The organism is Kribbella shirazensis (assembly GCF_011761605.1).
GTDB classification, from domain to species: Bacteria; Actinomycetota; Actinomycetes; order Propionibacteriales; family Kribbellaceae; genus Kribbella; species Kribbella shirazensis.
Genome location: NZ_JAASRO010000001.1, coordinates 3,791,338 through 3,813,734, shown reverse-complemented (window position 1 = coordinate 3,813,734; position 22,397 = coordinate 3,791,338). Strand labels below are relative to the sequence as shown.

25 protein-coding genes are annotated in these 22,397 nt (G+C 70.4%); 11 read left to right on the top strand and 14 right to left on the bottom strand.

All coding sequences use genetic code 11. The features are described from left to right. The first annotated feature begins 63 nt into the window (after positions 1–63). Complete coding sequence (locus BJY22_RS18670) at positions 64–1,659, top strand: GxGYxYP domain-containing protein (protein WP_167208482.1); 1,596 nt, start codon at positions 64–66, stop codon at positions 1,657–1,659. A 95-nt stretch (positions 1,660–1,754) separates the two neighbouring features. Here BJY22_RS18670 and BJY22_RS18665 read toward each other — a convergent pair whose 3' ends face one another. The 6 genes from BJY22_RS18665 to BJY22_RS18640 all read right to left on the bottom strand — a co-directional run bounded on the left by BJY22_RS18665 (position 1,755) and on the right by BJY22_RS18640 (position 6,154). Continuing rightward, positions 1,755–2,498, bottom strand: a complete 744-nt coding sequence (locus BJY22_RS18665) for a peptidoglycan-binding protein (protein ID WP_202891171.1) — start codon at positions 2,496–2,498, stop codon at positions 1,755–1,757. Next, positions 2,495–2,737: a hypothetical protein gene (locus tag BJY22_RS18660; RefSeq protein ID WP_167208480.1), complete on the bottom strand. Its 243-nt coding sequence runs from the start codon at positions 2,735–2,737 to the stop codon at positions 2,495–2,497. Before BJY22_RS18660 ends, BJY22_RS18665 begins: the two co-directional genes overlap by 4 nt. Positions 2,738–2,820: 83 nt before the next feature. Continuing rightward, positions 2,821–3,303: a GNAT family N-acetyltransferase gene (locus BJY22_RS18655; protein ID WP_167208478.1), complete on the bottom strand. Its 483-nt coding sequence runs from the start codon at positions 3,301–3,303 to the stop codon at positions 2,821–2,823. Positions 3,304–3,434: 131 nt separating this feature from the next. Continuing rightward, a complete protein-coding gene (locus BJY22_RS18650; RefSeq protein ID WP_167208476.1) occupies positions 3,435–4,280 on the bottom strand; it encodes an SMP-30/gluconolactonase/LRE family protein in 846 nt (281 codons plus the stop codon). Between the two features lie 39 nt (positions 4,281–4,319). Continuing rightward, positions 4,320–5,537 carry an MFS transporter gene (locus BJY22_RS18645; RefSeq protein ID WP_337758772.1) on the bottom strand — a complete coding sequence of 406 codons (1,218 nt, stop codon included), beginning with the start codon at positions 5,535–5,537 and terminating at the stop codon, positions 4,320–4,322. Continuing rightward, positions 5,534–6,154, bottom strand: coding sequence for an HAD-IA family hydrolase (locus BJY22_RS18640; protein ID WP_167208473.1), 621 nt, complete (start codon positions 6,152–6,154; stop codon positions 5,534–5,536). The genes BJY22_RS18645 and BJY22_RS18640 overlap by 4 nt, the downstream gene beginning before the upstream one ends. A 47-nt stretch (positions 6,155–6,201) precedes the next feature. Between BJY22_RS18640 and BJY22_RS18635 the strand changes: the two genes are divergently transcribed. Next, positions 6,202–7,359 carry an ROK family transcriptional regulator gene (locus BJY22_RS18635; protein ID WP_202891170.1) on the top strand — a complete coding sequence of 386 codons (1,158 nt, stop codon included), beginning with the start codon at positions 6,202–6,204 and terminating at the stop codon, positions 7,357–7,359. Here BJY22_RS18635 and BJY22_RS18630 read toward each other — a convergent pair. From BJY22_RS18630 to BJY22_RS18620, 3 genes are read right to left on the bottom strand one after another with little or no spacing between them, the layout of a single operon-like run. Continuing rightward, positions 7,356–7,982 carry a DinB family protein gene (locus tag BJY22_RS18630; RefSeq protein WP_167208471.1) on the bottom strand — a complete coding sequence of 209 codons (627 nt, stop codon included), beginning with the start codon at positions 7,980–7,982 and terminating at the stop codon, positions 7,356–7,358. The genes BJY22_RS18635 and BJY22_RS18630 overlap by 4 nt on opposite strands. After that, positions 7,979–8,797: a bifunctional hydroxymethylpyrimidine kinase/phosphomethylpyrimidine kinase gene (gene thiD / locus BJY22_RS18625; RefSeq protein WP_167208469.1), complete on the bottom strand. Its 819-nt coding sequence runs from the start codon at positions 8,795–8,797 to the stop codon at positions 7,979–7,981. The genes BJY22_RS18630 and thiD overlap by 4 nt, the downstream gene beginning before the upstream one ends. A 2-nt stretch (positions 8,798–8,799) precedes the next feature. Next, positions 8,800–9,762, bottom strand: coding sequence for a thiamine-phosphate kinase (locus BJY22_RS18620; RefSeq protein ID WP_167208467.1), 963 nt, complete (start codon positions 9,760–9,762; stop codon positions 8,800–8,802). A 124-nt stretch (positions 9,763–9,886) separates the two neighbouring features. On the opposite strand from BJY22_RS18620, the gene BJY22_RS18615 reads away from it, so the two are divergent. The 4 genes from BJY22_RS18615 (at position 9,887) to BJY22_RS18600 (ending at position 12,442) form a co-directional block, all read left to right on the top strand. Further along, a complete protein-coding gene (locus tag BJY22_RS18615) occupies positions 9,887–10,123 on the top strand; it encodes an Lrp/AsnC family transcriptional regulator (RefSeq protein ID WP_170990044.1) in 237 nt (78 codons plus the stop codon). Positions 10,124–10,163: 40 nt separating this feature from the next. Further along, complete coding sequence (locus BJY22_RS18610) at positions 10,164–10,682, top strand: DUF3515 domain-containing protein (protein WP_167208465.1); 519 nt, start codon at positions 10,164–10,166, stop codon at positions 10,680–10,682. A 108-nt stretch (positions 10,683–10,790) separates the two neighbouring features. Beyond that, complete coding sequence (locus BJY22_RS18605) at positions 10,791–11,207, top strand: YciI family protein (protein ID WP_167208462.1); 417 nt, start codon at positions 10,791–10,793, stop codon at positions 11,205–11,207. 35 nt (positions 11,208–11,242) lie between these two features. Next, positions 11,243–12,442: an RNA polymerase sigma factor gene (locus tag BJY22_RS18600; RefSeq protein WP_337758771.1), complete on the top strand. Its 1,200-nt coding sequence runs from the start codon at positions 11,243–11,245 to the stop codon at positions 12,440–12,442. Position 12,443: 1 nt separating this feature from the next. On the opposite strand, the gene BJY22_RS18595 is transcribed toward BJY22_RS18600, so the two are convergent. Then, on the bottom strand, positions 12,444–13,577 hold the full coding sequence (locus BJY22_RS18595; RefSeq protein WP_167208459.1) for a D-alanine--D-alanine ligase: 1,134 nt from the start codon (positions 13,575–13,577) through the stop codon (positions 12,444–12,446). A gap of 47 nt (positions 13,578–13,624) precedes the next feature. Beyond that, positions 13,625–14,866 carry a cytochrome P450 gene (locus BJY22_RS18590; protein ID WP_167208457.1) on the bottom strand — a complete coding sequence of 414 codons (1,242 nt, stop codon included), beginning with the start codon at positions 14,864–14,866 and terminating at the stop codon, positions 13,625–13,627. A 108-nt stretch (positions 14,867–14,974) separates the two neighbouring features. Here BJY22_RS18590 and BJY22_RS18585 point away from each other — a divergent pair, with 108 nt between their 5' ends. Together BJY22_RS18585 and BJY22_RS18580 are read left to right on the top strand one after the other, a co-directional pair. After that, positions 14,975–15,607 carry a TetR/AcrR family transcriptional regulator gene (locus tag BJY22_RS18585; RefSeq protein ID WP_167208454.1) on the top strand — a complete coding sequence of 211 codons (633 nt, stop codon included), beginning with the start codon at positions 14,975–14,977 and terminating at the stop codon, positions 15,605–15,607. 68 nt (positions 15,608–15,675) lie between these two features. Beyond that, on the top strand, positions 15,676–16,788 hold the full coding sequence (locus BJY22_RS18580; protein WP_167208452.1) for a trans-sulfuration enzyme family protein: 1,113 nt from the start codon (positions 15,676–15,678) through the stop codon (positions 16,786–16,788). On the opposite strand, the gene BJY22_RS18575 is transcribed toward BJY22_RS18580, so the two are convergent. Beyond that, positions 16,772–17,944, bottom strand: a complete 1,173-nt coding sequence (locus tag BJY22_RS18575; RefSeq protein ID WP_167208450.1) for an MFS transporter — start codon at positions 17,942–17,944, stop codon at positions 16,772–16,774. The two genes, BJY22_RS18580 and BJY22_RS18575, sit on opposite strands and share 17 nt — an antisense overlap. Further along, a complete protein-coding gene (locus BJY22_RS18570; protein WP_167208448.1) occupies positions 17,941–18,702 on the bottom strand; it encodes a DeoR/GlpR family DNA-binding transcription regulator in 762 nt (253 codons plus the stop codon). Before BJY22_RS18570 ends, BJY22_RS18575 begins: the two co-directional genes overlap by 4 nt. A 52-nt stretch (positions 18,703–18,754) precedes the next feature. Here BJY22_RS18570 and BJY22_RS18565 point away from each other — a divergent pair, with 52 nt between their 5' ends. Beyond that, positions 18,755–19,933, top strand: a complete 1,179-nt coding sequence (locus tag BJY22_RS18565; RefSeq protein ID WP_167208446.1) for an MFS transporter — start codon at positions 18,755–18,757, stop codon at positions 19,931–19,933. A gap of 13 nt (positions 19,934–19,946) precedes the next feature. Next, positions 19,947–20,507: a GNAT family N-acetyltransferase gene (locus BJY22_RS18560; RefSeq protein WP_167208444.1), complete on the top strand. Its 561-nt coding sequence runs from the start codon at positions 19,947–19,949 to the stop codon at positions 20,505–20,507. On the opposite strand, the gene BJY22_RS18555 is transcribed toward BJY22_RS18560, so the two are convergent. After that, complete coding sequence (locus BJY22_RS18555) at positions 20,453–21,136, bottom strand: FCD domain-containing protein (RefSeq protein WP_167208442.1); 684 nt, start codon at positions 21,134–21,136, stop codon at positions 20,453–20,455. The genes BJY22_RS18560 and BJY22_RS18555 overlap by 55 nt on opposite strands. A gap of 81 nt (positions 21,137–21,217) precedes the next feature. On the opposite strand from BJY22_RS18555, the gene BJY22_RS18550 reads away from it, so the two are divergent. After that, positions 21,218–22,396, top strand: a complete 1,179-nt coding sequence (locus tag BJY22_RS18550; protein ID WP_202891169.1) for an MFS transporter — start codon at positions 21,218–21,220, stop codon at positions 22,394–22,396. Position 22,397: the final 1 nt, after the last annotated feature.

Genomic DNA, 22,397 nt, shown 5'->3' with positions numbered 1-22,397 from the left:
GACATCGTCACCGGACAACTGACAACGTAGGACAGTCCACCAGCCGCTCCCTGGAGGCATCACATGTCCGACCCCCTGTCCCGCGTGGGCCGTTCCACGCTCTCCCGCCGTCGCGCGCTCGGTCTCACCGCAGGCCTGGGCCTCGCCGCCGCCGTCTCGCCGTCGCTCGCCTCGGCCGGTCCGGCCGCCGCCGTGTCGCCGTACCCCAAGGGGCAGCGGCCGCGCATGCTCAACGTGTTCGACGAGAACTCGCTGAGCCTGCCCGAGCGGACGCTGGCGACGACGCTGCAGGGCCTGATGGCCCGGCTCGGCGGTGAGTCGATCTACCTGAACCTGCCGACGCTCGGGTATCAGTACTGGCTGGACGACCTCGTCTCGCGGTACGGCGTCGGCGTGCGCACCGGCGACCTGTGGAAAACCGTCTGGCGGTCGGGCGTTCGCGGATATGTTCTCTTCCGTACGGGCACCCCGTCGGTCAACGTCGCGACCACGCTCGCCGGCGTGACGGGTGCCGTGGCGATCGAGGAGAGCTTGGAGGCACTCGCGATCCGGAACGGATTGCGCAAGGTCCTGGACGTGCGGGACAAGGACGACCGCTGGGTGTTCGAGACGTACTGGCCCCGGCTGCGGCACGACGTCGCGGTCGAGCAGCGCGCGGACATCCCGGAGCGGCTCCGGGACTACGTCACGATGGCGGGGACGCTCGCCTTCTTCGACGGCAACTCGGAGTTCCGCGCCGAGGTGGTCGACGCGCTGGACGACGACGCCACGGTCATCGGCTGGGGCGACGCGAGCCGGGGCGAGGACGCGTTCATCGGCGTGAACTCGGCCGCGGGCGTGAAAGCCCTGCCCGCCGACCACGCCCGCAACCTGTCCGTCCTGTCCGGCATCCACGAAGACCGGCTCGAACAGCGTGGAGGGGGTGGGGGGAGGGCCCTCGAACCGGAGCCGGACGCCCACTACGTGAGCTTCCTGATCACCGACGGGGACAACATCCAGTGGGCGCTCGGAGATTTCCCGACTGATCCACGATGGTTCGGCAGCCCGCGGCGGGGTGAGGTGGAGCTGGGCTGGGGCATCTCGCCGTCGTTGATCGATCTGGCGCCGTCGGTGATGCGATGGTTCTACGACCAGTCGGTGAAGGACCGCTGGGTCGTCGGTCCGTCCGGCGGGGGCTACATGTACCCCAGCCGCTACCCGAGCGCCGCGCTCGACAAGCACACCGCGTCGCTGGCCACCGCGATGGGCCGCGCCGACCTGTCCGTTGCCCAGATCATCGACTTCGACGCGTTCGACAACACCCGCCTGTGGTCGTCGTACCTCAAACACCCCGAGATCGACGGGCTGATCTACCTCGAGTACTCGCGGTACGACGGCCTCAAAGGCAGGGTCGTCTGGTCCGAGGGCAAGCCGGTCATCGCGGCGCGCACGATGCTCTGGTCCGGCCTGGACGGCGCCGACGAGGCCTCAGTCACCGCCGAACTCAACAACGCCACCCGCAACCCGTACTCCACCGCCGGCTACTCCGTCGTCGTCTGGCACGCCTGGAGCAAGACCGTCGACAACGTCCTGTCAGTCGTCGACGGCCTCGCCCCCCACGTCAAGGTCGTCCCACCCGACACCCTCGTCCGCATGGTCGGCAAGTACGCCAAACCGTAAGCGGCCTCCAGGCCATCACAAATGGCTTCGACCAGCGCTCTCGAGCGTGGGCGATGCCGCAATCCGGTGATTGTGATGGCCTGGAGATCGGCGCATCAGGTGCGGGGCACCTTCAGGCGGTCCCAGCTGTCCTTGCCGGGGATGCCGTCGGCGTCGGAGCCCGGTTGGGAGACCGAGCCCTGGAAGCCGAGTTTCTGCTGCCAGGCCGAGTACGAGCGGAGGTCGCCGCTCCCCCACACGTCCTTGTTCGTCTGGGTCTCGTACTTGTTGCATCCGACCGCGACGAGCCGGTCGTGCATCGCCGCGATGATCGGGCTGCGCCGGCCGGTGACGAAGAACGACTTCCCCGGGAAGATCACGAACCCGGTGCGCGGCCCGCCGGAGTGCACGTAGATCGGGCGCCCGTAGCCCGCGATCCAGTTGGACTTCCGCACGTGCCGCTCGCACACGTCGCCGTAGTTGCCCTCGATCGTGTACACCTTCGACCCGCTGACACCCGTCACGATCCCGACGTGGTCGATCTTCGCCTTCACATCGGTACCGCCCCAGTCGAAGAAGACGATGTCGCCGCGCCGGATCCCCGCGATGTCCACATGCCACTGAGCGCGCGTCTTGAAGGCCCGCGCGTGCGCCGTGGTCAGCGCGAAGTCGCCGCCGAACGTGACCGCGCCTTCGTTCCCGGAATGCCAGGCCCAGTACGTGATCGACGCGTCGCACCACGGGAAGTTGCCCCCGAACGCCGGGCCGTTGCGGTCGCGGTACCACTTCTGGATCTTGTTCGGCTCGCCGAGCCCGAGGTCGCTCTCGGCGGTGTGGATCATGTCCTCGACGCCGCTCACGACCCGTCACCCCCGCTGTACGTCTCCGCGCTCTCGATGTCCCCGCGCCCGTACCCGCCGTTCTCGTCGGGCGGACCGAACTCGGCGGCCAGCAGCTCCGCCTCGTCGTCGATCCGGTTCTCGAAACTCGGCTCGGTGAGCAGCTGCGCTTGCTCCTCCTGGGACAGCTCGCCCTCCGGCCATCCGTCCGGCTGCTCCAGGACGGGTCCTGTCTCGGACCGTACGTCGTCTGTGGTCATGACAATGAATCCCCCTCAAGACGCTGAAAGCCCCCAGTCTTGATCCGTTCATCATGCTCCGGTCCGGCGTGCCCGTCCACGGCTCAGAGCTCGCGGAAGTACACGGCCACCGGCAGTTGTACGCAGCCGAGACTTTCGTAGAACGCCCGGGCCGGGGCGTGGAAGGCGTCGCCGCCCGTTCCGATCTCGACGTACTGGGCTCCCTCGGCACGCATCGCGGCGAAGGCGTGCTCGCACAGCGCGGTCGCGACGGTGGTGCGGCGGTGCTCTCGGGCGACTGCCAGGAGCTCGACCGTGGCCTGGCGGCGGGCCAGGTCCAGGTGCCAGGCGACATACCCGGCGAGTACGTCGTCGTGCTCGGCGACGGCGACGTACTTGTGGGCGGCCGGATCGTGCAACCCCGGCACCTGCCGGCGGTAGTCGCCCCGCCAGTCGCCGTGCTGCCGCGTGAAGATCAGCTCGCCGACCAGCGGCCGGAACGACTCCTCGTAGAACGGCCCGAAGGTGTCGATGGTCAGGTCGATCAGCCGGTCCAGGTCGGCGTCGACGTACGAACGAATGTGCATGGAGTGTGCCTCTCGCGAGTGAAGGAGAAATCCGGGCAGCCGCGACCGGCCCGCCGCCTCGCACAGGCGACAGCGGTGGGCCGGATCAGCGCCGGGTACGCCCGGCGGCGAAGCACTCCATGCCGACGAGGCTACCGATCAACCGGCGGTACGGCGACCGGAATCGTGTACACCCGACCGGTCCGCGGGCCGTTGATCAGGCGCTGGATGTTGTCGGTGATGCTGTCGCTCATCCGCCATTCCGCGGTCAGCAGGCACAGCGTCGGGCCGTCGAAGTCGACGACCGTCAACGCGAACGGCGCGCGGTCCTCGAACGGGAGCTCGACGCGCTGCAGGATCTCGCCGCCCTCGGTGACGCGAACCGCGCCGGCGCCGCCGGTCTGCACCCAGATCGCGCCCTCGGCGTCCAGGCAGATCCCGTCCGGGCCGAGGTTCCCGGCGACCACCCGGCGGTTCGACAGCCCGCCGTCCGGCCCGACGTCGAACGCGGTCAGCCGCCCCGCGAACGACTCCGCGATCACCAGCGTCCGGCCGTCCGGCGTGAGCACCATCCCGTTCGGGAACTGGATGTCGTCCGCGACCTGCCGGACCGCGCCGTCGGGCGTGACGAGCTTGATCCAGCCGGGTTTCGGCGCCTCACCACCGGCGAAGTCGAAGTCCGCTCCGTTCAGATAAATGTTGCCCCGGGCATCCACCACCAGCTCGTTCGCGCCCTGCTCGGCGAGCACGGTCACCGATCCGTCCGGCTCGTACCGCCGCAGCTTGTCGCCGGTGGTCAGCAGGCGGCCGTCCGGCGTCCAGTCGATGGACCACCCCATCAAGCGCCCGACCGGTACGTCGGAGTACTCCGCCTTCCCGTCCGCGTCGACCGCGACCACCTGCTGCTCGATCCAGTTGCAGAACCACAGCCGGCCGTCGTGCCAGCGGGCCGACTCCGGCATCCCCAGGTTGTCGACCAGAAGCTTCGGTTCGGACATCACGCCACCTCGTTCGTCGTGTGCGGGCTCGTTCGCCCTCTACACGAACGAGGCACGGCCAGATCGACGACTCAGCAGAAAAAGTACGGCGAGCAACGGAAGCGTGACAAGGTACGCCGTCCGCAGATCGACGACCCGTGCCACCACACCGAGGGCCGCCGGCGCGACCAGGATCGCCGTACCCGAGGCCAGCGCGCCGATCGCGGACAGGCGGGCCGCGCTGAGTCCGGGAGTCGCCACGAGCGAGGCGAGCGTGACGGGGTACAGCGGCGCGACGCCCAGCCCGGCTACGACGAGACCCAGCGCGACGACGGCCGGAACGTCGAACAGACTGACCAGCAGCGTGCCGAGCGCGGCCAACGCACCAGAGGGCAGCACCGGCGACCAGCCGCGCCACCGGATCGGGCCGATCGCCCGGCCGACCGCCATACCGATCGGGAACGCACTCCCGAGCAGCGCGGCCGATGCCATCGGCAACCCGGTCGCCACCAGCCGCGCCACCGCCCACACCACGAAACAGAACTCGACCGCCACCGCGAGCACGACGCGCAGCCAGCCGACACCCACATCCATCGCGACCCGCCGCCCGACGCGCCGCCACTTCCGCCCCAGACCGACTGCCGGAGCCGAGTCGATCAGCACCGGCACGCCTGCCTGATCCTCCTCCGCCGGCCACGGAGGCGTCGCCTCAGAGCGTCGCGAGCGCCGCGTCAGGAGGGCGAGCAGGAGCAGCGGTGGAGCCGCGGCGATCATGACCAGCCGCCCACTCGGGCCCTGACCGTCCAGCGTGCCGATCGCCAGCGGCGCCAGGATGCCGGTCCCGCTCGCGACCGCGTTGACCCGGCTCAGCCGGGCGGCCGCCGTGGGACCGTCGAGCATCAGTGGAGCGACGAGGACGAGCAGCGCGCCACCGAGGCCGACGAGGAGGCCGCCGACGATCGCGACGGCGTACACCGGGGCCACGGCGATCAGGACCGCGCCCACCGCGCAGACGACCGACCCGAGCGCGAGAACCGTCGGCATCTGCCACCGCCGGAGCATCCGCGGGCCGATCACTGCGACGAGCAGCAGCCCGACCGCGAACCCCGAGGACAGCAACGCCAGCCGGCCCGTCGGCTCGTCCAGGTCCCGCGCCAGGATCGCCACGCACGCCCCGAGCCCGGCCAGCACGAACCCCATCGCCGACAGCGCGACACCGATCCGGATCTCGTCGCCACGGCGCCCCGAGTCCACGGGGGCCTCAGCGCGCGCGGTCACTCCAGACCTTGGAACAGCGCGTCCAGCTTCAGGAGATCCGGCAGCTCGATGTCCGCCGCGATGCCCTTGAGACCTGCCGTCAGCGCCCCCGCCGCCTGTCCGGCGGTCAGACCGACCACAGTGTCCTCGACCACCAGACACTCCGTCGCCGGTACGCCGAGCAGCTCGGCGGCCCGCAGATACCCCTCCGGATCCGGCTTCCCGCGACTGACGTCGTCGACGGTGACGAGGACCGACGGCGCGATCCCGGACGCGCTCAGCCGCACCTTCGCGAGCTGGGCCGGCGCACTCGTGTACACGGCCCAGGGCAGGCCGATGCGGTCGAGGGTCGCGATCAGCTGCACCGCACCGGGCTTCGCCACCACGCCCTCGACGTCGCTGACCTCCAGGTCGAGCACCCGGGCCCCCGCGGTCGCCCGCTCCGCCGGCGACGCGTCGGGCAGGAACTGCGCCACGGTCGCCACGGCCGGATTCCCGTGCGCCACCGCGAGCACCTCGGCCGGCACCAGGCCGTACTCGGTCGCCCAGCGGCTCCAGCTCCGGTCGACGACCGCGTCGGAATCGACCAGCGTGCCGTCCATGTCGAACAGCACGGCGCGGATGTCCCGGATCTCCATCAGCCCTCCCATTAAACTCGTCCTCCGAGCATAAGGGGAAGGCAGCGATGACTCCAGCGCGCCGGGGACAATGGCAGACCGCTTCCGCGGTGCTGACCCGACTTGCCCGTCAGCCCGGGATCACCAGGTCCGAGGTCGCGCGGGCGCTCAGGCTGAGCACAGGTTCGGCCACTGAGGTGACCGCCCGGCTACGCGACGTACATCTGCTGACGGAAGCACCCGCTCCCACGCAGGGCCGCGGGAGGCCGACCACTGTGCTGCAGGCGCATCCACAAGGACCTGTCGTGCTCGCACTCGACCTACGGCAGAGCAGCTGGCGGAGTGCGGTCGTAGCGCTCGACGGGTCGCTGTCCGAGCCGCAGTACAAGCGGCACCGGAGCCGCCGCGCACAGGTCGTCCTGAACAACCTGCGAGGTGAGGTGGAGCAGGCGCAGCAGCAGTACGGCGCGCGGCTGCAGATGGTGAGTCTCGCCGTACCGGGCACTGTCCGCGACAACCACCTGATGCAGGCGCCGACGCTCGAGTGGGTCGAACTGGACCTGACACAGGTGACGGCTGGTCTCGACGTACCGCTGCTGGCCGGCAACGACGCAACGCTGAGTGGCGTGGCAGAGTCCCGCACTGGTGCGGCGGCAGGAGCTGGTACGGCGGTGCACCTCATCATCGAGGTGGGGATCGGTGGGACGTTGCTGATCGACGGCGTGCCAGCACAAGGCGCTGCCGGAGCAGGCGGTGAGTACGGCCACATGCCCTTCGGTGACCGGTCCCGCGCCTGTCCGTGTGGCGCCCGCGGCTGCTGGGATCTCGAGATCGACGGACGCGCGCTGGCGCGGCATCTGAAGGAGCCGACGCCGGACGACCCCGTTGCCTACACAGAACGGGTACTGCGGCGTTCTGACCGAGCTGCCCGCAGAGCCGTCACCAGTGTGGTCACGGCTCTGGGCTACGGGATCGCAGGTCTCGTGAACGCGCACGACCCCGACGTGGTGACCATCGGGGGTCTCGCCATCCCGTTGCGTGCAGCCGCCGAGGAGGCGTTCGCTGAGGCGTACGAAGGCGGTCTGATGACCTTCCACCGCAGTGCTCCCCCGCCGGTCCTGGCCGCCACGCACCAGCCTGACGGACCGCTGCGCGGGGCGGCCGCGCTGGCGCTGGACCAGCTCACCAGCGAGCCGGCCATCGCCTCCTGGGTCGCCCAGCGCTAGTCGGAGACCTCTACCTCATCAGCTTCTTCGACCCCGACCCCGGGCTCGGGCTCGGGTTTCGGCTTGGGGACGATCGGCGGCTCGACCTTCGCGAGGATCTCGACGATGTCGTGCCGGTGGTGCTGGATCTCGTGCGCCGTGTGCCGGATGATCCAGCCCAGCGTGCGCGGCGCCCGCACCGGGTAGTTGTACAGCCCGAGCTTCCCCAGCTCCTGCGGCCGCAGCACCCGCGCCGCGGCACCGAACTCGCGCGCGAACCGCATCAGCGCGGCCGCGACCTCCGCCGGGTCCTGGTCCTCGTACTTCTGCTGCTTCACCCGCCCGGTCCGGTCCATCGGCGCGTACACCGGCCGGTCCTCCGCCAGGCACTGCGCGATCCGCTGCCGCTGCACCTCGAGTACGTCGCGCACGTGGCAGGCGTACTCGATCGCCGACCAGACGTCCGGCTCCGGCCGCAGCCGCACCACGTTCGGATCCGGACCGGCAGCCGCTTTCGTCAGCGCCATACTGCAGTCCGCCGCCTGCCGGATCAGCAGCGTCACCGTGCCCTGCAGATCACCCGTGTCGTAGTTGAATCCGCACTGCTCGCAGTACCCGTCGACCGGGGGCTGCTGCTTGTTCAACTCGTACTCCCTCGAAATCTCCAGGCGTGGTCGACCGGACCGATCCCGTCGCCCAGTGCGAACCCGGCCGCGATCGCTCCCGTCACGTACTCCTTCGCAGCGCCGACCGCACTCGGTACGTCGTACCCACGAGCAAGGTACGACGCGATGGTGCTGGCCAGCGTGCATCCGGTCCCGTGCGTGTGCCGGTTGTCGGCACGGACCGCACTGTACGAACGCCGTACTCCAGGACCATGCAGTATGTCGACGGACGCCGTACCGACGTCGTGGCCGCCCTTGATCAGCACCCAGGACGCACCCGCATCTAGTAGTGCCTTCGCAGCGAGCTCCCGGTCCTCCACTGTCTCCAGGTCGACTCCGGAGACAGGTCCGAGCTCAGTGAGGTTCGGAGTGAGGACTGTGGCCAGCGGGACGATCTCGGCACGTACGGCGTCCATCGCGTCGGCAGCAAGCAGAGCGTCGCCGTGCTTGGACACCGACACCGGGTCCACCACCACCGGCACCTCCGGCGGCAGCGTCCGCAGCAGCGACGCGACGACCCGTACCATCGACGCGGACGCCAGCATGCCGGTCTTCACCGCATCGACCCCGATGTCGTCCACGACACTGCGGAACTGCGCGCGGACCTGCTCCTCGGGCAGCTCCCAGGCGCCCTGGACGCCGAGGCTGTTCTGCGCGGTGATCGCGGTGAGCACGCTCATCCCGTGCACGCCGTTGGCGAGCATCGCCTTCAGGTCCGCCTGGATCCCGGCTCCGCCGCCGGAGTCGGAACCGGCGATCGTCAGCACTCTGGGCGGCGCACTCTCAGCCGGCATTCTCAACTCCTGAAATGGGCGTGACCCGTGTCCGCAGCATACGGCGACCCGTCCACGGTCACGGTGCCGGCCGGGCGTTCCTCGTTGCCTACAGCAACCGACCCGATCACGGTCCAGCCCTCCGGCACGTCGGCCGGCTCGAAGGTACCGACCAGGGCGTGGTCCTCGCCGCCGGTCAGGACGAACTTCAGTGCGTCCACCCCGGTCGCGGCAGCCACCGCCTGCAGCGGCTCGGGAACGGTCAGCGCCTTCGTGTGGACGTCGATGATCACGTCGCTCGCGGCGGCGATGTGCCCGAGGTCCGAGAGCAGGCCGTCGCTCACGTCGCACAGCGAGGAGGCGCCGCCGAGCGCGGCCTTCGGCCCTTCGTCGTACGGCGGTTGCGGCCGGCGATGCGCCTCGACCACGGCCCGCGGTGAGCGGAACCCGCGGGCGAGGACCGCCCAGCCCGCCTCCGCCCAGCCGAGGCGACCGATGTACGCGACCTCGTCGCCGGGCCGCGCACCGGAGCGCAGGACCGGAGCACGGCCGTCCAGCGAGCCGAACGCGGTCACGGAGACCACGATCTTGTCGGACTGCACCGTGTCACCGCCGACGATGCTGGCACCGACCAGCTCGCACTCGTCGACCAGGCCCTGGTTGAGCTCCAGCGCCCAGGCGGTCGGCAGGTCGGCGGGCGCACCGAAACCGACGACCAGGGCGGTCGGGCGGGCGCCCATCGCCATGATGTCGGCCAGGTTCTGCGCGGCGGCCTTGCGGCCCACGTCGTACGCCGACGACCAGTCCTTGCGGAAATGCCGGCCCTCGATCAGCAGGTCGGTCGTGATCACCATGCGGCCGTCCGGCACCGCCATCACGGCCGCGTCGTCACCGGGACCGACCAGGACGTCCTCACTCTTGGACAGCCCCTTGGTGACGGCCGCGATCAGGCCGAACTCACCCGTGCTCCCCAACGTCTCTGTCACGTCAGTAGACCTCCCATATCGCTAGGCGGAGTCTAGGCGGTACCGTGACCGGGCAACGAGTACGCCCGGCCACCTGGCAGTACTGTGGCCGGAGCCAGCTGAGGACGACTGAGTGGAGAACGACGTGGTGGTCCAGGCCTACATCCTGATCCAGACCGAGGTCGGCCGCGCGGCCGACGTCGCCGCACAGATCGCCGAGGTCCAGGGCGTCACCCTGGCCGAGGACGTCACCGGCCCGTACGACGTGATCGTCCGCGCGGAAGCCCGCAACGTCGACGAACTGGGCAAACTGGTGGTTGCCCGGGTCCAGAACGTGCCCGGCATCACCCGCACGCTGACCTGCCCGGTCGTCCACATCTGACGCGCTGACGCGCTGACACGGGGACCCGCCACTTCTCGGTATGCCCAAGCTCCCGCCCGCCCTCGGCGTGCCCAGCCTCCCGTTCGCCCCAGATCTGCCCGGCACGGTCCGGGCCGCGGGCGCCGTACTCGGCCTGCTGCTGATCGCGGGCTGCAGCGCGGGCCCGACGCCGGTCCCCGTCCCGTCCCCCGCGCCCGAGGTGGCCGCCGCCTGCGCCGACCTGATCAAGGCCCTGCCCGCCAAGGTCCTGGACGCCGAACGCCGCGAAACCACCCCGAAGAGCGCCCTGACCGCGGCCTACGGCGACCCGCCCATCGAGATGACCTGCGGCGTGACCCCGCCGGCCGGCATGGCCGAGGCCCAGTCCCAGTGCTTCGAGGTCAACGGCGTCGGCTGGTTCGCCAAGGAAGTCCAGAACGGCTTCATCTTCACCACCATCGGCCGCTCCCTGTACTTCGAGGTCGCGGTCCCCTCCAAGTACTCCCCCGAAGCCAACGCCCTCACCGACGTCTCCGACGCCGTCCAGAAACACAACAAACTCGTCACACCGTGTACGTGACGGCACCCTAAACTCGGGTGGCTGGTGGTGTCCGGTTCTGGGGCGGAGGGGCGACGTCTCGGGTGGAAGTGCCCCAACGGTGGGTGCTCGGAAGGACGGGAGAATCCGATGAAGTACATGATCCTCACGTACGCGTCGCAGCAGGACTACGACGGGATGGCCGGGAAGGACACCGGGAAGCCCGCCTGGAAGCCGGAGGACTTCGAGGCGATGGGTGCGTTCATGGAGAAGTTCAACAACGACCTGATCGAGTCGGGTGAGCTGGTCGAGACCCGCGGCCTGGCGGCGCCGGTGCTGACCCGGCGGCTCGGGTCCAAGGACGGGCAGTCGGTGGTCACCGACGGGCCGTACGCCGAGACGCAGGAGGTGCTCGCGGGCTACTGGATCGTCGAGTGCGAGTCGTTCGACCGGGCCACCGAGATCGCGTCCCGCCTCGCCGACACTCCCGCGCCCGAGTTCGCCCGCGCGACCGCCTACGCCGACATCCGCCCCCTGGTCGAAGGCCGCGCCGACCTGGTGGAGTGACCACGACGACCCGCCGACAGGGGTGGGGAGGACACGTGACTGCTGGTTTTGAGGGCTTGTTGCGGGAGCTGGCGCCGCAGGTCCTCGGGGCGTTGGTGCGGCGGTACGGGCATTTCGACACGGCCGAGGACGCGGTGCAGGAGGCGTTGCTGGCGGCGGCGCAGCAGTGGCCCGTGGACGGCGTACCGGAGAGTCCTCGTGGGTGGTTGATCACAGTGGCTTCTCGCCGGCTGACGGATCTGCTCCGGCGTGAGCAGGCCCGTCAGCGGCGGGAGGACCGGGTCGCGCACTGGGCACCGCAGGGCGAGCCTGTCGGGGACGCGGACGACACGCTGGTGCTGTTGTTCCTGTGCTGCCATCCGTCGCTGTCGCCGGCGTCGCAGATCGCGCTGACGTTGCGCGCGGTCGGTGGTCTGACGACCGCGGAGATCGCGCGGGCGTTCCTGGTGCCGGAGGCAACCATGACGCGGCGGATCACCCGGGCGAAGGCGAGTGTGAAGGACAGCGGCGCGCGGTTCACGATGCCGGCCGACCGGGACGAACGGCTGGGCGCGGTGCTGAAGGTCGTCTACCTGATCTTCAACGAGGGCTATGCGAGTACGACGGGCCCGAGCCTGCAGCGCGTCGAACTGGCGGCCGAGGGGATCCGGCTGGCGCGGATGCTGCACCGGCTGCTGCCGGACGACGCCGAGGTCGCCGGTTTGCTCGCGTTGCTGCTCCTCACCGATGCGCGTCGACCGGCGCGGACCGGACCGCACGGCGAACTGGTGCCGATGGCGGAGCAGGACCGGTCGCTGTGGATTCCGGAGCTGATCCGGGAAGGCGTGGACCTGATCACCGCGACGCTGCCGCGTGGACCGGTCGGGCCGTACCAGCTCCAGGCGGCGATCGCCGCCGTACACGACGAGTCGCCGAGCGCCGAGGCGACGGACTGGCCGCAGATCGTCGCGCTGTACGAGGTACTGCTGCAGCTCACCGACAACCCGATGGTCGCCCTCAACCACGTGGTCGCCGTCGCGATGGCGCGCGGTCCGGACGACGGTCTGGCCCTGCTGCGGTCGATCGAGGACGACGACCGCATCGCGAACGACCACCGCCTGGCGGCAGTACGAGCGCACCTGCTCGAGTTGTCAGGCGACGTGCCGGGCGCCCGGGCAGCGTACGAACAGGCCGCAACCCGCACTACGAGCATCCCTCAGCAGCGCTACCTCCGGGCCCGCGCCGACAACCTGTAGCTCAGCGGAGGCCGGTGCGGCGGGTCATGGCCAGGGTCAGGAGGTGTTCGACCAGGGCTGCGTAGTCCTTGCCGGAGGCGGCCCAGAGGCGCGGGAACATGCTGGTGGGCGTGAAGCCGGGCATGGTGTTGATCTCGTTGATGACGACCCGGTTGTCGGCGTCGAGGAAGAAGTCCACGCGGGCGAGACCCTCGGCCTCGATGGCGTCGAAGGCGGTCAACGCCTTGGCGCGGATGTCCGCGGCGATCTCCTCGGGCAGCTCGGCCGGCACCGACAGCGCGGTGTACTCCTCGCCCTCGGGCAGGTACTTCGTCTCGAAGTCGTAGAAGTCGTGCCCACCGCCGGAGACGGCGATCTCGCCGCAGACGCTGACCTCGGGCTTGCCGCCGTCCAGTCCGCCGAGGACGCCGACCTCGATCTCGCGCGGGCTCTTCGCGGACGCCTCGACGATCACCTTCGGGTCGTGCGCCCGGGCCACCGCGACCGCCTCGTCGAGCTCGTCCAGGCTGTTCACCTTGCTGATCCCGACGCTCGACCCGCCCCGGCACGGCTTCACGAACACCGGGTACCCGAGCGCGTCCACGGCCTCCCGGCACGCGGCCGGGTCCTGGATCCAGTCGCGGTCCCGGATCACGACGTACGGCGTGACCTCGAGCCCGGCGCCCTGGAAGACGACCTTCATGTAGTGCTTGTCCATGCCGACGGCGCTCGCGAGTACGCCGGAACCGACGTACCGGATGTCGGACATCTCGAGCAGGCCCTGGATGGTGCCGTCCTCACCCCACGGGCCGTGCAGCAGCGGGAAGACCACGTCGACCTCGCCGAGGGTGCTCGGCACCTGGTCGGGCTCGCTCACGACGAGTTCACGGTTCGCGCCGAACAGCACCGGCAGCGCGGTGACGTCGACCTCCGGGAGCTTGCCGTCGGTGATCGACAGCCGCTCGGGGTCGCCGCTCTCCAGCACCCAGTGCCCGCTGGTGCTGATCCCGACCGGAACCACGTCGTACTTGTCCCGGTCGATGACCTGCAGGACGTTCGCCGCGGTCACGCACGAGATGGCGTGCTCGCTCGACCGGCCGCCGAAGACGACGGCGACGCGGGGCTTGCGCTGTTCTTCCCTCGAGTACTCACTCACCGGCTCGACTGTAGCGGCCTCGCGATCAGGTTCCGACCGGGGTTCGGTTAAGAGCTCTTCAGATCGCGGTCGGTAGCCGGCGCCTCCGCCGCCCGGTCCCAGGTCACCGGCAGCGCTGACACGCCGTACACGAGCGTGTTGTCCCGGTAACGAATTTCCTCGAACGGTACGGCGAGTCGCAGCGTCGGGATGCGCGAGTACAACCGCGTGAAGACCTCCTGCAGCTCGACCCGCGCGAGCTGCTGCCCCAGGCACTGGTGCGGACCGAACCCGAAGGCGACATGGGCCGCCGCCTCCCGCTCCACGTCCAGCCGGTCCGGGTCCGGGAACACGCTCTCGTCGCGATTGGCCGACGACAGGGCCGCGATCAGGAACTCACCGGCCCCGATCGTCGACTCCCCGAGCGCCACCTCGTCCGTCACGTGCCGGAACAGCCCGAAATGCACGACCGACAGGTACCGCAGCAGCTCCTCGACCGCGGCCGGCGCCAGCGAGGGATCGGACCGCAGCAGGGCGAGCTGCTCCGGGTTGCGCAGGAGCGCGAGCGTGCTGAGCGCGATCATGTTCGCGGTCGTCTCATGACCCGCGATCAAGAGCGTGATCCCGAGCGACACCAGCTCCGGCAGGCTCAACGGATCCCCCAGCTCCTCGCCGCGCGTGATCAGCCGGGACAACAGGTCGTCCGAGCGCTCGGCCTGTTTCGCCTGCACCAGACCGACCATGTACTGGTCCAGCTCGTCGCTGGCACGCTGGATCTCGTCGGTCCAGCCGTCGACCCGGACGAGCAGCGCGCTCCGCTCCTGGAACTCGTCGCGGTCCGCGTACGGCACGCCGAGCAGCTCGCAGATCACCAGCGACGGGATCGGCAACGCGAACTCCCGCACCAGGTCGACCGGTCCGCCGGCGGCCAGCATCGCGTCGATCCGCTCCTCGATCATCGCCGCGATCCGCGGCCGCATCGCCTCCATCCGCTTCGCCGCGAACTCGGTCGCCAGCAGCCTGCGCAAGCGCTTGTGGGCCGCGCCGTCGACGTTCAGGATCGAGCCCGGGTCGACGTCCCGGTCCAGGTCGGCGTCCGGTACGACGTGATCCGACGGCGCGGACCGCGAGCTCAGCCGGCTGTCCCGGAGCAGCGTGCGCACCTCGTCGTACCGGCTCACCACGTAGGCGTCGACGCCGGCCGGGGTGGAGACCTTGGCCAGACCGTCCGTACGGCGGAACGTGGCGTACTCACGCGCCGGGTCGAAAGGACACCCGGACGGCCGTGCGACAGGGAAGCTCTCGGTCATCGGTGCCCTCCCACTGAGATTTTGGTAGTGACTACCATATGACTGAAACTGCCATCAGTCAGCCCGGTCGGCGCGTCGAGGGGCGGTAGTCTGCCCGCGGAGGTGCTGATGGGACTGCGCGAAGTGAAGCGGGAGCGGACCCGGCGGCTGATCGCGGACAAGGCGTTCGAGCTGTTCAGCGACAACGGGTTCGGGCGGACCACGGTCGAGCAGATCGCGGCCGCGGCCGAGGTCGGCCCGAGCACGCTGTACCGGTACTTCCCGACCAAGGAGGCGCTGGTCCTCGAGTTCGTCGACGACTGCCTGGCGGACGCGGTCAGCTGGTTCCGCGAGCAGCCCGCGATGGAGCTGCCGGACGGCCTGCGGGCCGTGATCGAACGCGTCCTCGAACAGCTCGAGGGCAACCCGGACCGCATCCGCGCGGTGTACGACCTGGCCGACCAGACCGGGTCGGTGAGTGCCCACCTCAACGAGCTGATCTGGCGCTTCCGCACCGATCTCGCCGACGAGCTGGTACGCCGGCTGCCCACGGACGACCCGCGCCGCTCGGAGTTCGTCGCCGGACTGTCCGCGGGGATCGCGATGAACATCATCGAAACGGTCGTCCAAGTCTGGGTCGAGACTCCGGACACCGTTGACGTGAAGTCACTCGCCCGGCAGGCGATGCGCCTGCTGCACACCGGCGGCGTCCCCCTCCCCAGCGCCCAAACGCCTGACCGACCCGACGCACAGGACACCTGACCCGCCCGTCGTGCAGGACCTCCGACCCACCCGACGCACGCGGTCCGTGGGCAGGGAGAATTCGAGGCATGACTCGTGACCTCGATCCCTCCACCGTTGTCGTGCACGCCGGGCGGCCGGAGCGGGTTCCCGATGCGCCTGTCGGCGAGTCGCCCGTGTTCAGTTCGACGTACGTCGCCGGTGGCGATCGCGGGTACGGACGGTTCGGGAACGACGCCTGGACCGCGCTCGAGGAGACACTCGGTCAGCTGGAGGGCGGCCGCGGGCTGGCGTTCGCATCCGGTATGGCGGCCGCCGCGGCGATCATGGATCTGGTCCCGGTCGGCGGTCGGGTGGTCGCGCCGGAGCATGCGTACTCCGGCGTCCTCGCACTCCTCGATCAGCAGACCGCGACGGGCCGGCTCACGGTCGAGCGGGTGAACGTCGCGGACACCGAGGGCGTCGCCCGAGCGGTCGCCGGTGCCGACCTGCTCTGGATCGAGTCGCCGACCAACCCGGCCATGGAGGTCGCCGACATCCCGGCCCTGGCCGCGGCCGGTCACACCGCAGGGGCGACCGTTGTCGTCGACAACACGTTCGCGACTCCCCTGCTCCAGCAGCCGCTGCGGCTCGGCGCGGACGTCGTGATGCACTCGGCCACCAAGTTCATCGCCGGTCACTCCGATGTCATCCTCGGTGCGGTCGTCACCGCGGACGACGAGCTCCGTTCCGCGATCGAGCTGCGGCGGCGCAGCCTCGGCGCGATCCCCGGGTCGATGGACGCCTGGCTCGCGCTCCGAGGCCTGCGCACCCTCGCGCTGCGCCTCGAACGCGCGCAGTCCAACGCCGCGTTCCTGGCCGAGCGTCTTCTCCAGCACCCGAAGGTCAGCCGGGTCCGCTATCCCGGGCTGCCGGACGACCCCGGCCACGACCGGGCCGCCGCGCAGATGTCCGGCTTCGGCGCGATCCTGTCCGTGGAACTCGGTGGCGACGCCGCGGCCGCCCAGAAGGTTTGCGAGAGCACCGAGCTGTGGGTGCACGCGACCAGCCTGGGCGGCGTCGAGTCGATGCTGGAACGCCGCCGCCGCTGGCCGATCGAGGTCCCGACCATCCCCGAGGACCTGATCCGCCTCTCGGTCGGCATCGAACACCCCGACGACCTCTGGAGCGACCTGGAGCAGGCCCTCAGTTCTTCGACTTGAGGACCGGGCCGCCGAAGAAGGTCAGGACGCACAGGACGACCGGCAGGATGAAGGCGATGTTCAGCGGCATCCAGTGCGCCAGCCCGCCGATCAGTGCGGGTCCCGCGAGCAGGCCGACGTACCCGAGGCCGACGACGCGCGCCATCAGGGCGCCCGACGAGCGCGGGTCGAGGTTGCCGGCGGCGGTGAACAGCTGCGGTACGCCGCCGGCGAGGCCGAGGCCGAAGATCGCCCAGCCGACGAGCGCGACGGGCACCCACGGTACGACGATCACCAGCGTCAGGCCGACCGCTGCCATCGCGGCGCCCCACCGCACGATCGCCGCCGGACCGACCACGGCCGCGACCCGGTCGGTGAGGAAGCGGCCGACGGTCATCGCGACCGCGAACGCGCCGTACGCGTAGGCCGCCGTACTGACCGAGGTGCCGAGGATGTCGCGGAAGTGCAGCGCCGCCCAGTCGTTGGCGACCCCCTCGGCCAGCATCAGACCGAACGCGAGCCCGCCGAGCGCCCAGACGAGCTTGGCCGGCGGCTTCTCCCGCGGCGTCCCGTCGTCCGGGTCGCCGTCGGAGACAGTTGCCTCCAGCAAGAACCGGCTGGCGGCCAGCGACAGTACGACGCACACCAGGCCGGACAGTGCGAGGGTGACCTCCGTCGGTACGCCGGCCCGCAGCGTGGCCGCACCGATGAGCGCGGCGATCGCGCCGCCGATCGACCACATCGCATGGAACGCGGCCATGATCGGCCGCGGGTACCCGCGCTCGACCACCACGGCCTGCGCGTTCATCCCGACGTCGATCGAACCGTTGCCGAAACCGACGAGGATCAGCGCGAGCCCGAGCGTCCACCAGCTCGTGGCCAGGCCGGGCCCGGCCAGCGCGATACCGAGCAGGATCCCGGCCGCCGGGACGAGCCGACGCTGACCGAGTTTGTCGACGAGTGGGCCCGCGACCTGCATGCCGGCGAAGGCGGCGCCGCCGAGGACCAGCAGGAGCAGGCCGAGCGTGCTGTGCGTGATGCCGGTCGCGTGCTCGATGCTCGGGATGTGCACGACCCACATGCCGACGGCGAACCCGTTCAGGCCGAAGTACAGCCAGGTGGCGACGCGAGCGGCTCGGGGCGGTGAGGTCTGAAGCTGTACGGAGGTGGCGGTCAAGACGCCACCTCGACGAGCGTGCCGCGCTGGGTGAGCAAGGTTCGTTGGTCCTCGGGTGCGGAGTCGTCGGTGATGATCAGGTCGGGGCGGTCCGCCGCGCAGACGTAGGCGAGAGCGGCGCGGTCCCACTTGGCGCCGTCGGCGAGCACGATCGACCGGCTCGCGACCTTGAGCGCTTCCTGCTTGACCTCGGCGTCGCCCAGGTCGAACGCGGTCATCCCCGCCTCGAGGCTGAACGCGCACGGGCTCAGTACGGCGGCGTCGAACCGCAGCGCCCGCAGCGAGGCGACGGTCAGCGGGCCGACCAGCGAGAGCTCGCCCTTGCGCGCCTCACCGCCAGGCATCAGCAGCCGGATCCGCGGCGCGTCCGCGAGCTCGTGCGCGACGTGCAGCGACAGCGGCATGACAGTCATCGTGCGGTCGTGCAGGAGTTTCGCGGTCTCCAGGGCCGTCGTACCGCTGTCGAGCACGATCGTCTCGCCGTCGTGGAGGTGCTTGACCGCGGCGCGGGCGATCGCCTGCTTGGCGGCGACGGCGGCCTGGGCACGGAGCGAGTGCGGCGGCTCGAGGCCGGACGGCATCGCGGACACCGCACCGCCGTGGACGCGCTTCAGCACGCCCTGCGCCGCCAGGAAGTCCAGATCGCGGCGGACCGTCATGTCCGACGCCTCGGTCGCCTCGACCAGTTCCTGGACCGTGACTCGGTCGACGACTCTTAGGCGTTCTACGATCACTTGGTGCCGTTCCGCACTTCTCATGCGCAAAAAACTACCATCCGCCTGATCGTTCAAACAGATAGCGTGTTCGCTTGTGACTGATACCACCACCCTCGTCAAGCGGTCGCGGTACGCCGTCGCCGCCGTCTTCTGCGTGCACGGGGCGGTGACCGGATCGTTCGCGACCCGGGTCCCTTGGATCCAGGAGCACGCGGGGGTGTCCGCGGGCCAGCTCGGGCTGGCGCTCGCGTTCCCGGCGCTCGGGGCGGCGCTGATGATGCCGCTCGCCGCCCGGGTCAGTCACCGGTTCGGCACCCGGACCGCGCTGCGCGGACTGCTCGCGCTCTGGACGCTGTCGCTGATCCTGCCGTCGTTCGCGCCCGGTCTGCTGACCCTGTGCGCGGCCCTGCTGATCTACGGCGGCACGGCGGGAATGGCCGACGTGGCGATGAACGCGCTCGGCGTCGAGGTCGAGCACCGGCTGAAGAAGTCGATCATGTCCGGGCTGCACGGTCTGTGGAGCGGCGGCGCGCTGCTCGGTTCGGCGGTCGGGACGGTCGCCGCGCACGCGAATCTCAGTGCGCAGGTCCATCACCTGATCGCGGCCGCCGTACTGACGGTGGTCGGCGCCGTGGTGTGTCAGTTCGTGCTGAACATCCATCCCGAGGACGACGAGGAGCCGCCGGCGCGGTTCGCGTTGCCGCCGAAGTCGGCGTTGCTGATCGGTGCGATCGGGTTCTGTGCGGTGTTCGCCGAGGGCGCGAGCCTCGACTGGTCGGCCGTGTACCTGCGCGACATCCTGGACAGCTCGGCGGGGGTCGCGGCCGGCGCGACGACCGGTTTCGCCCTGACGATGACGATCGCCCGGCTCACCGGCGACGCGGTGGTCGACCGGTTCGGCGTGGTGCCGACGGTGCGGTGGAGCGGCGTGATCGCGACACTCGGCGGTCTGCTGGTGGTGCTGGCTCCGCACGCGGTCCTCGCGATGGTCGGCTTCGGCCTGATCGGGATCGGGATCGCGGTCGTCGTACCGCTGGCCTTCGCCGCCGCCGGCCGGACCGGAACGAACGCGAGCCAGGCGATCGCCGGTGTCGCGACGATCACCTACGCCTCCGGCCTGGTGGCGCCGTCGATCATCGGCGGTATCGCCCAGGCCAGCAGCCTGACCATCTCGTTCGTCGTCGTCACCGCACTGTCCGCCGGGCTGGCCGTGTTCGCGCGAGTCCTGGCAACCAACCACCGGACAGCGCCGGACGACGTCGTCCCGCGGTGATACGAATCGTCGGGTGACGGATTCCGAGGTGCGGTTCCGGGTCGCCGGCGCGGACGACGCGGCGGCCGTGGCCGAGTTGCACAGTGACAGTTGGCAGCGGCACTACCGGGGCGCGTACGCCGACGCGTTCCTCGACGACGAGTCGCCCGAGTACCTCGGCGCGCTGTGGGCCAAGCGACTCGCCGCGCGCGAGGGCACGGTCACGACGCTCGCGGAGTACGACGGCCGGCTGATCGGACTCGCGCACGTGATGCTCGGCGCGGATCCGCAGTACGGCGCCCTGGTCGACAACCTGCACGTCCGCGCGCCGCTCAAGCGGCAAGGGATCGGCAGCAAGCTCCTCGCCCGCGCCGCCGCGACCGTGCAGGACACCGGGATCTACCTGTGGGTCCTCGAACAGAACACGGCCGCGCAGGCGTTCTACGCGGCGCGCGGCGGCATCCGGGGAGAGCGGACGAACGTCCCGCCACCGGGTGGTGAACCGCGCCGCCTCAACGGACAGCCCGCCTGCTTCCGCTACTACTGGCCCGAACCCGCGACCTTGACGGCTTCGATCAGCGCGTACGACGCCTGACTCGCCGCCTCGGGATCACCGGCCCGGATCGCCTCCAGTACGTCGACGTGCGCGTCGAGGATCCGGTGGTCCTCGGGGATCGTCGCGGTCTGGTGGATCGACTCGGCCAGGACCTCGGCGAGCGCGTCGTACAACCGGAGCAGCAGCGGGTTCCCGCTCGCGACGACGACGCCGCGATGGAAGTCGGTGTCGACGGCGACGAACGCGTCGAGGTCACCCGAGGCGAGCGCTGCGGCTCGCGCCTCCAACGCGTCCGACAACGCGGTCAGGCTCTCCGGATCCGGGTGCCGGGCGGCCAGCCGGGCGGCAGCTGCCTCGATACCGGCGCGGGCGTCGAGGACGTGCGCCAGTGACGCCGACAGCTCGTCGCGGACCAGGACGCCGCTGATCTCGTTCGTCGCGCGGACGTAGGTGCCGTCGCCGACGCGCGGCTCCAACAGGCCTGTCAGGCTCAGCGAGCGCAGCGCCTCCCTTACCGTGCCGCGGCTGACGCCCAACTCGCTCGCGAGCTGGTTCTCACCCGGGATCCGTGAGCCGCGCGGCCACGCCCCGGACTCGATCTGCGCGCGGAACTGCTCCGACACCTGCAGCACGAGCGGCTGCTGCCGCACCGGTCCACTGAGAGACACCGCCGCCACCTTCCCGTCATCTGTCGCGTACAGTGTAAATGTAGGACATCTGCAAGGGAGAGGGTTGTTGACGTGGCCGTGGTGACCGAACCAAAGGCTCTGGCGAGGTCGTCGCTGATCACCGCGACCGCCTTCGTGGTCGCGCTGAGCCTGCGGCCGGCGCTGACGGCGGTCGGTCCGGTGCTGCCGCGGCTCGGGCTCGACCTGCACCTCGGTGAGGCCGCGCAGGGCCTGCTGGGCACGCTGCCGCTGCTCGCGTTCGCGGTCGCCTCTCCCCTGGTCCACCTCGCGTCCCGGCGGATCGGGATGGAGCGCACGGTGTTCGTCTCGCTCCTGGTCCTGGCAGTGAGCAGCGCGCTCCGCCCGTACACGGGCCAGGCCGGGCTCTGGATCGGCACGGCCGTGGTCGGCGCCGCGATCGCGGTCGGCAACGTCCTCGTGCCGGTCATCATCAAACGGGACTACGCCGCGCACGTCTCCCGCGCGACCGGCATCTACACGGCGTTCATCACCGGAGGCGCCGCGATGGCCTCGATCCTCGCGGTCCCGATCGCGGACGCGGTCGACTGGCGGCTGTCGCTGGCGGTCTGGGGCGGCCTCGCCGTAGTGGTCGCCGTGATCTGGCTCCCGCGGACGCTCTCACCCGAGCCGATGCCGCCGACGACCACGACGGACGGCGTACCTCCGGTGAGTGTGTGGCGGCAGCCGATGGCGTGGCTGGTGACCGGCTTCATGGGCCTGCAGTCCACCAGCTTCTACCTGTTCGTGAACTGGCTGCCCACCATCGAGATCTCCACCGGCGGCATCTCGGAGCGCGCGACCGGCGTACACCTGTTCGTCTTCCAGGTGTTCGGCCTGATCGGCGGGCTGAGCATTCCGCTGCTGCTGAAGCATCCGACCAATCAGCGCGCCGGGCTGATGACGGCGAGTGTGCCGATCCTGCTCGCGCTGCTCGGTCTGCTGCTGGCGCCGCAGCTGGCGATCGTCTGGGCCGTCGTCGGCGGACTAGGACAGGGCGCCGGGCTGGTCGCCGCGTTGTCGCTAATCAGTCTCCGCGGCCGCGGCCATCACGAGACGACCCAGCTGTCCGGGATGGCCCAGGCGGTCGGTTACACGCTCGCCGCGGCCGGTCCGGTCGTCGCGGGCTACCTGACCCAGGTCACCGGCGGCTGGAGTACGACGCTGGGCGTCTTCGCGACGCTGGCCGCCGTACAGGTGGTCATCGGCTTCGCGGCCGGCCGGGACACCCGGCCGGCCTGAG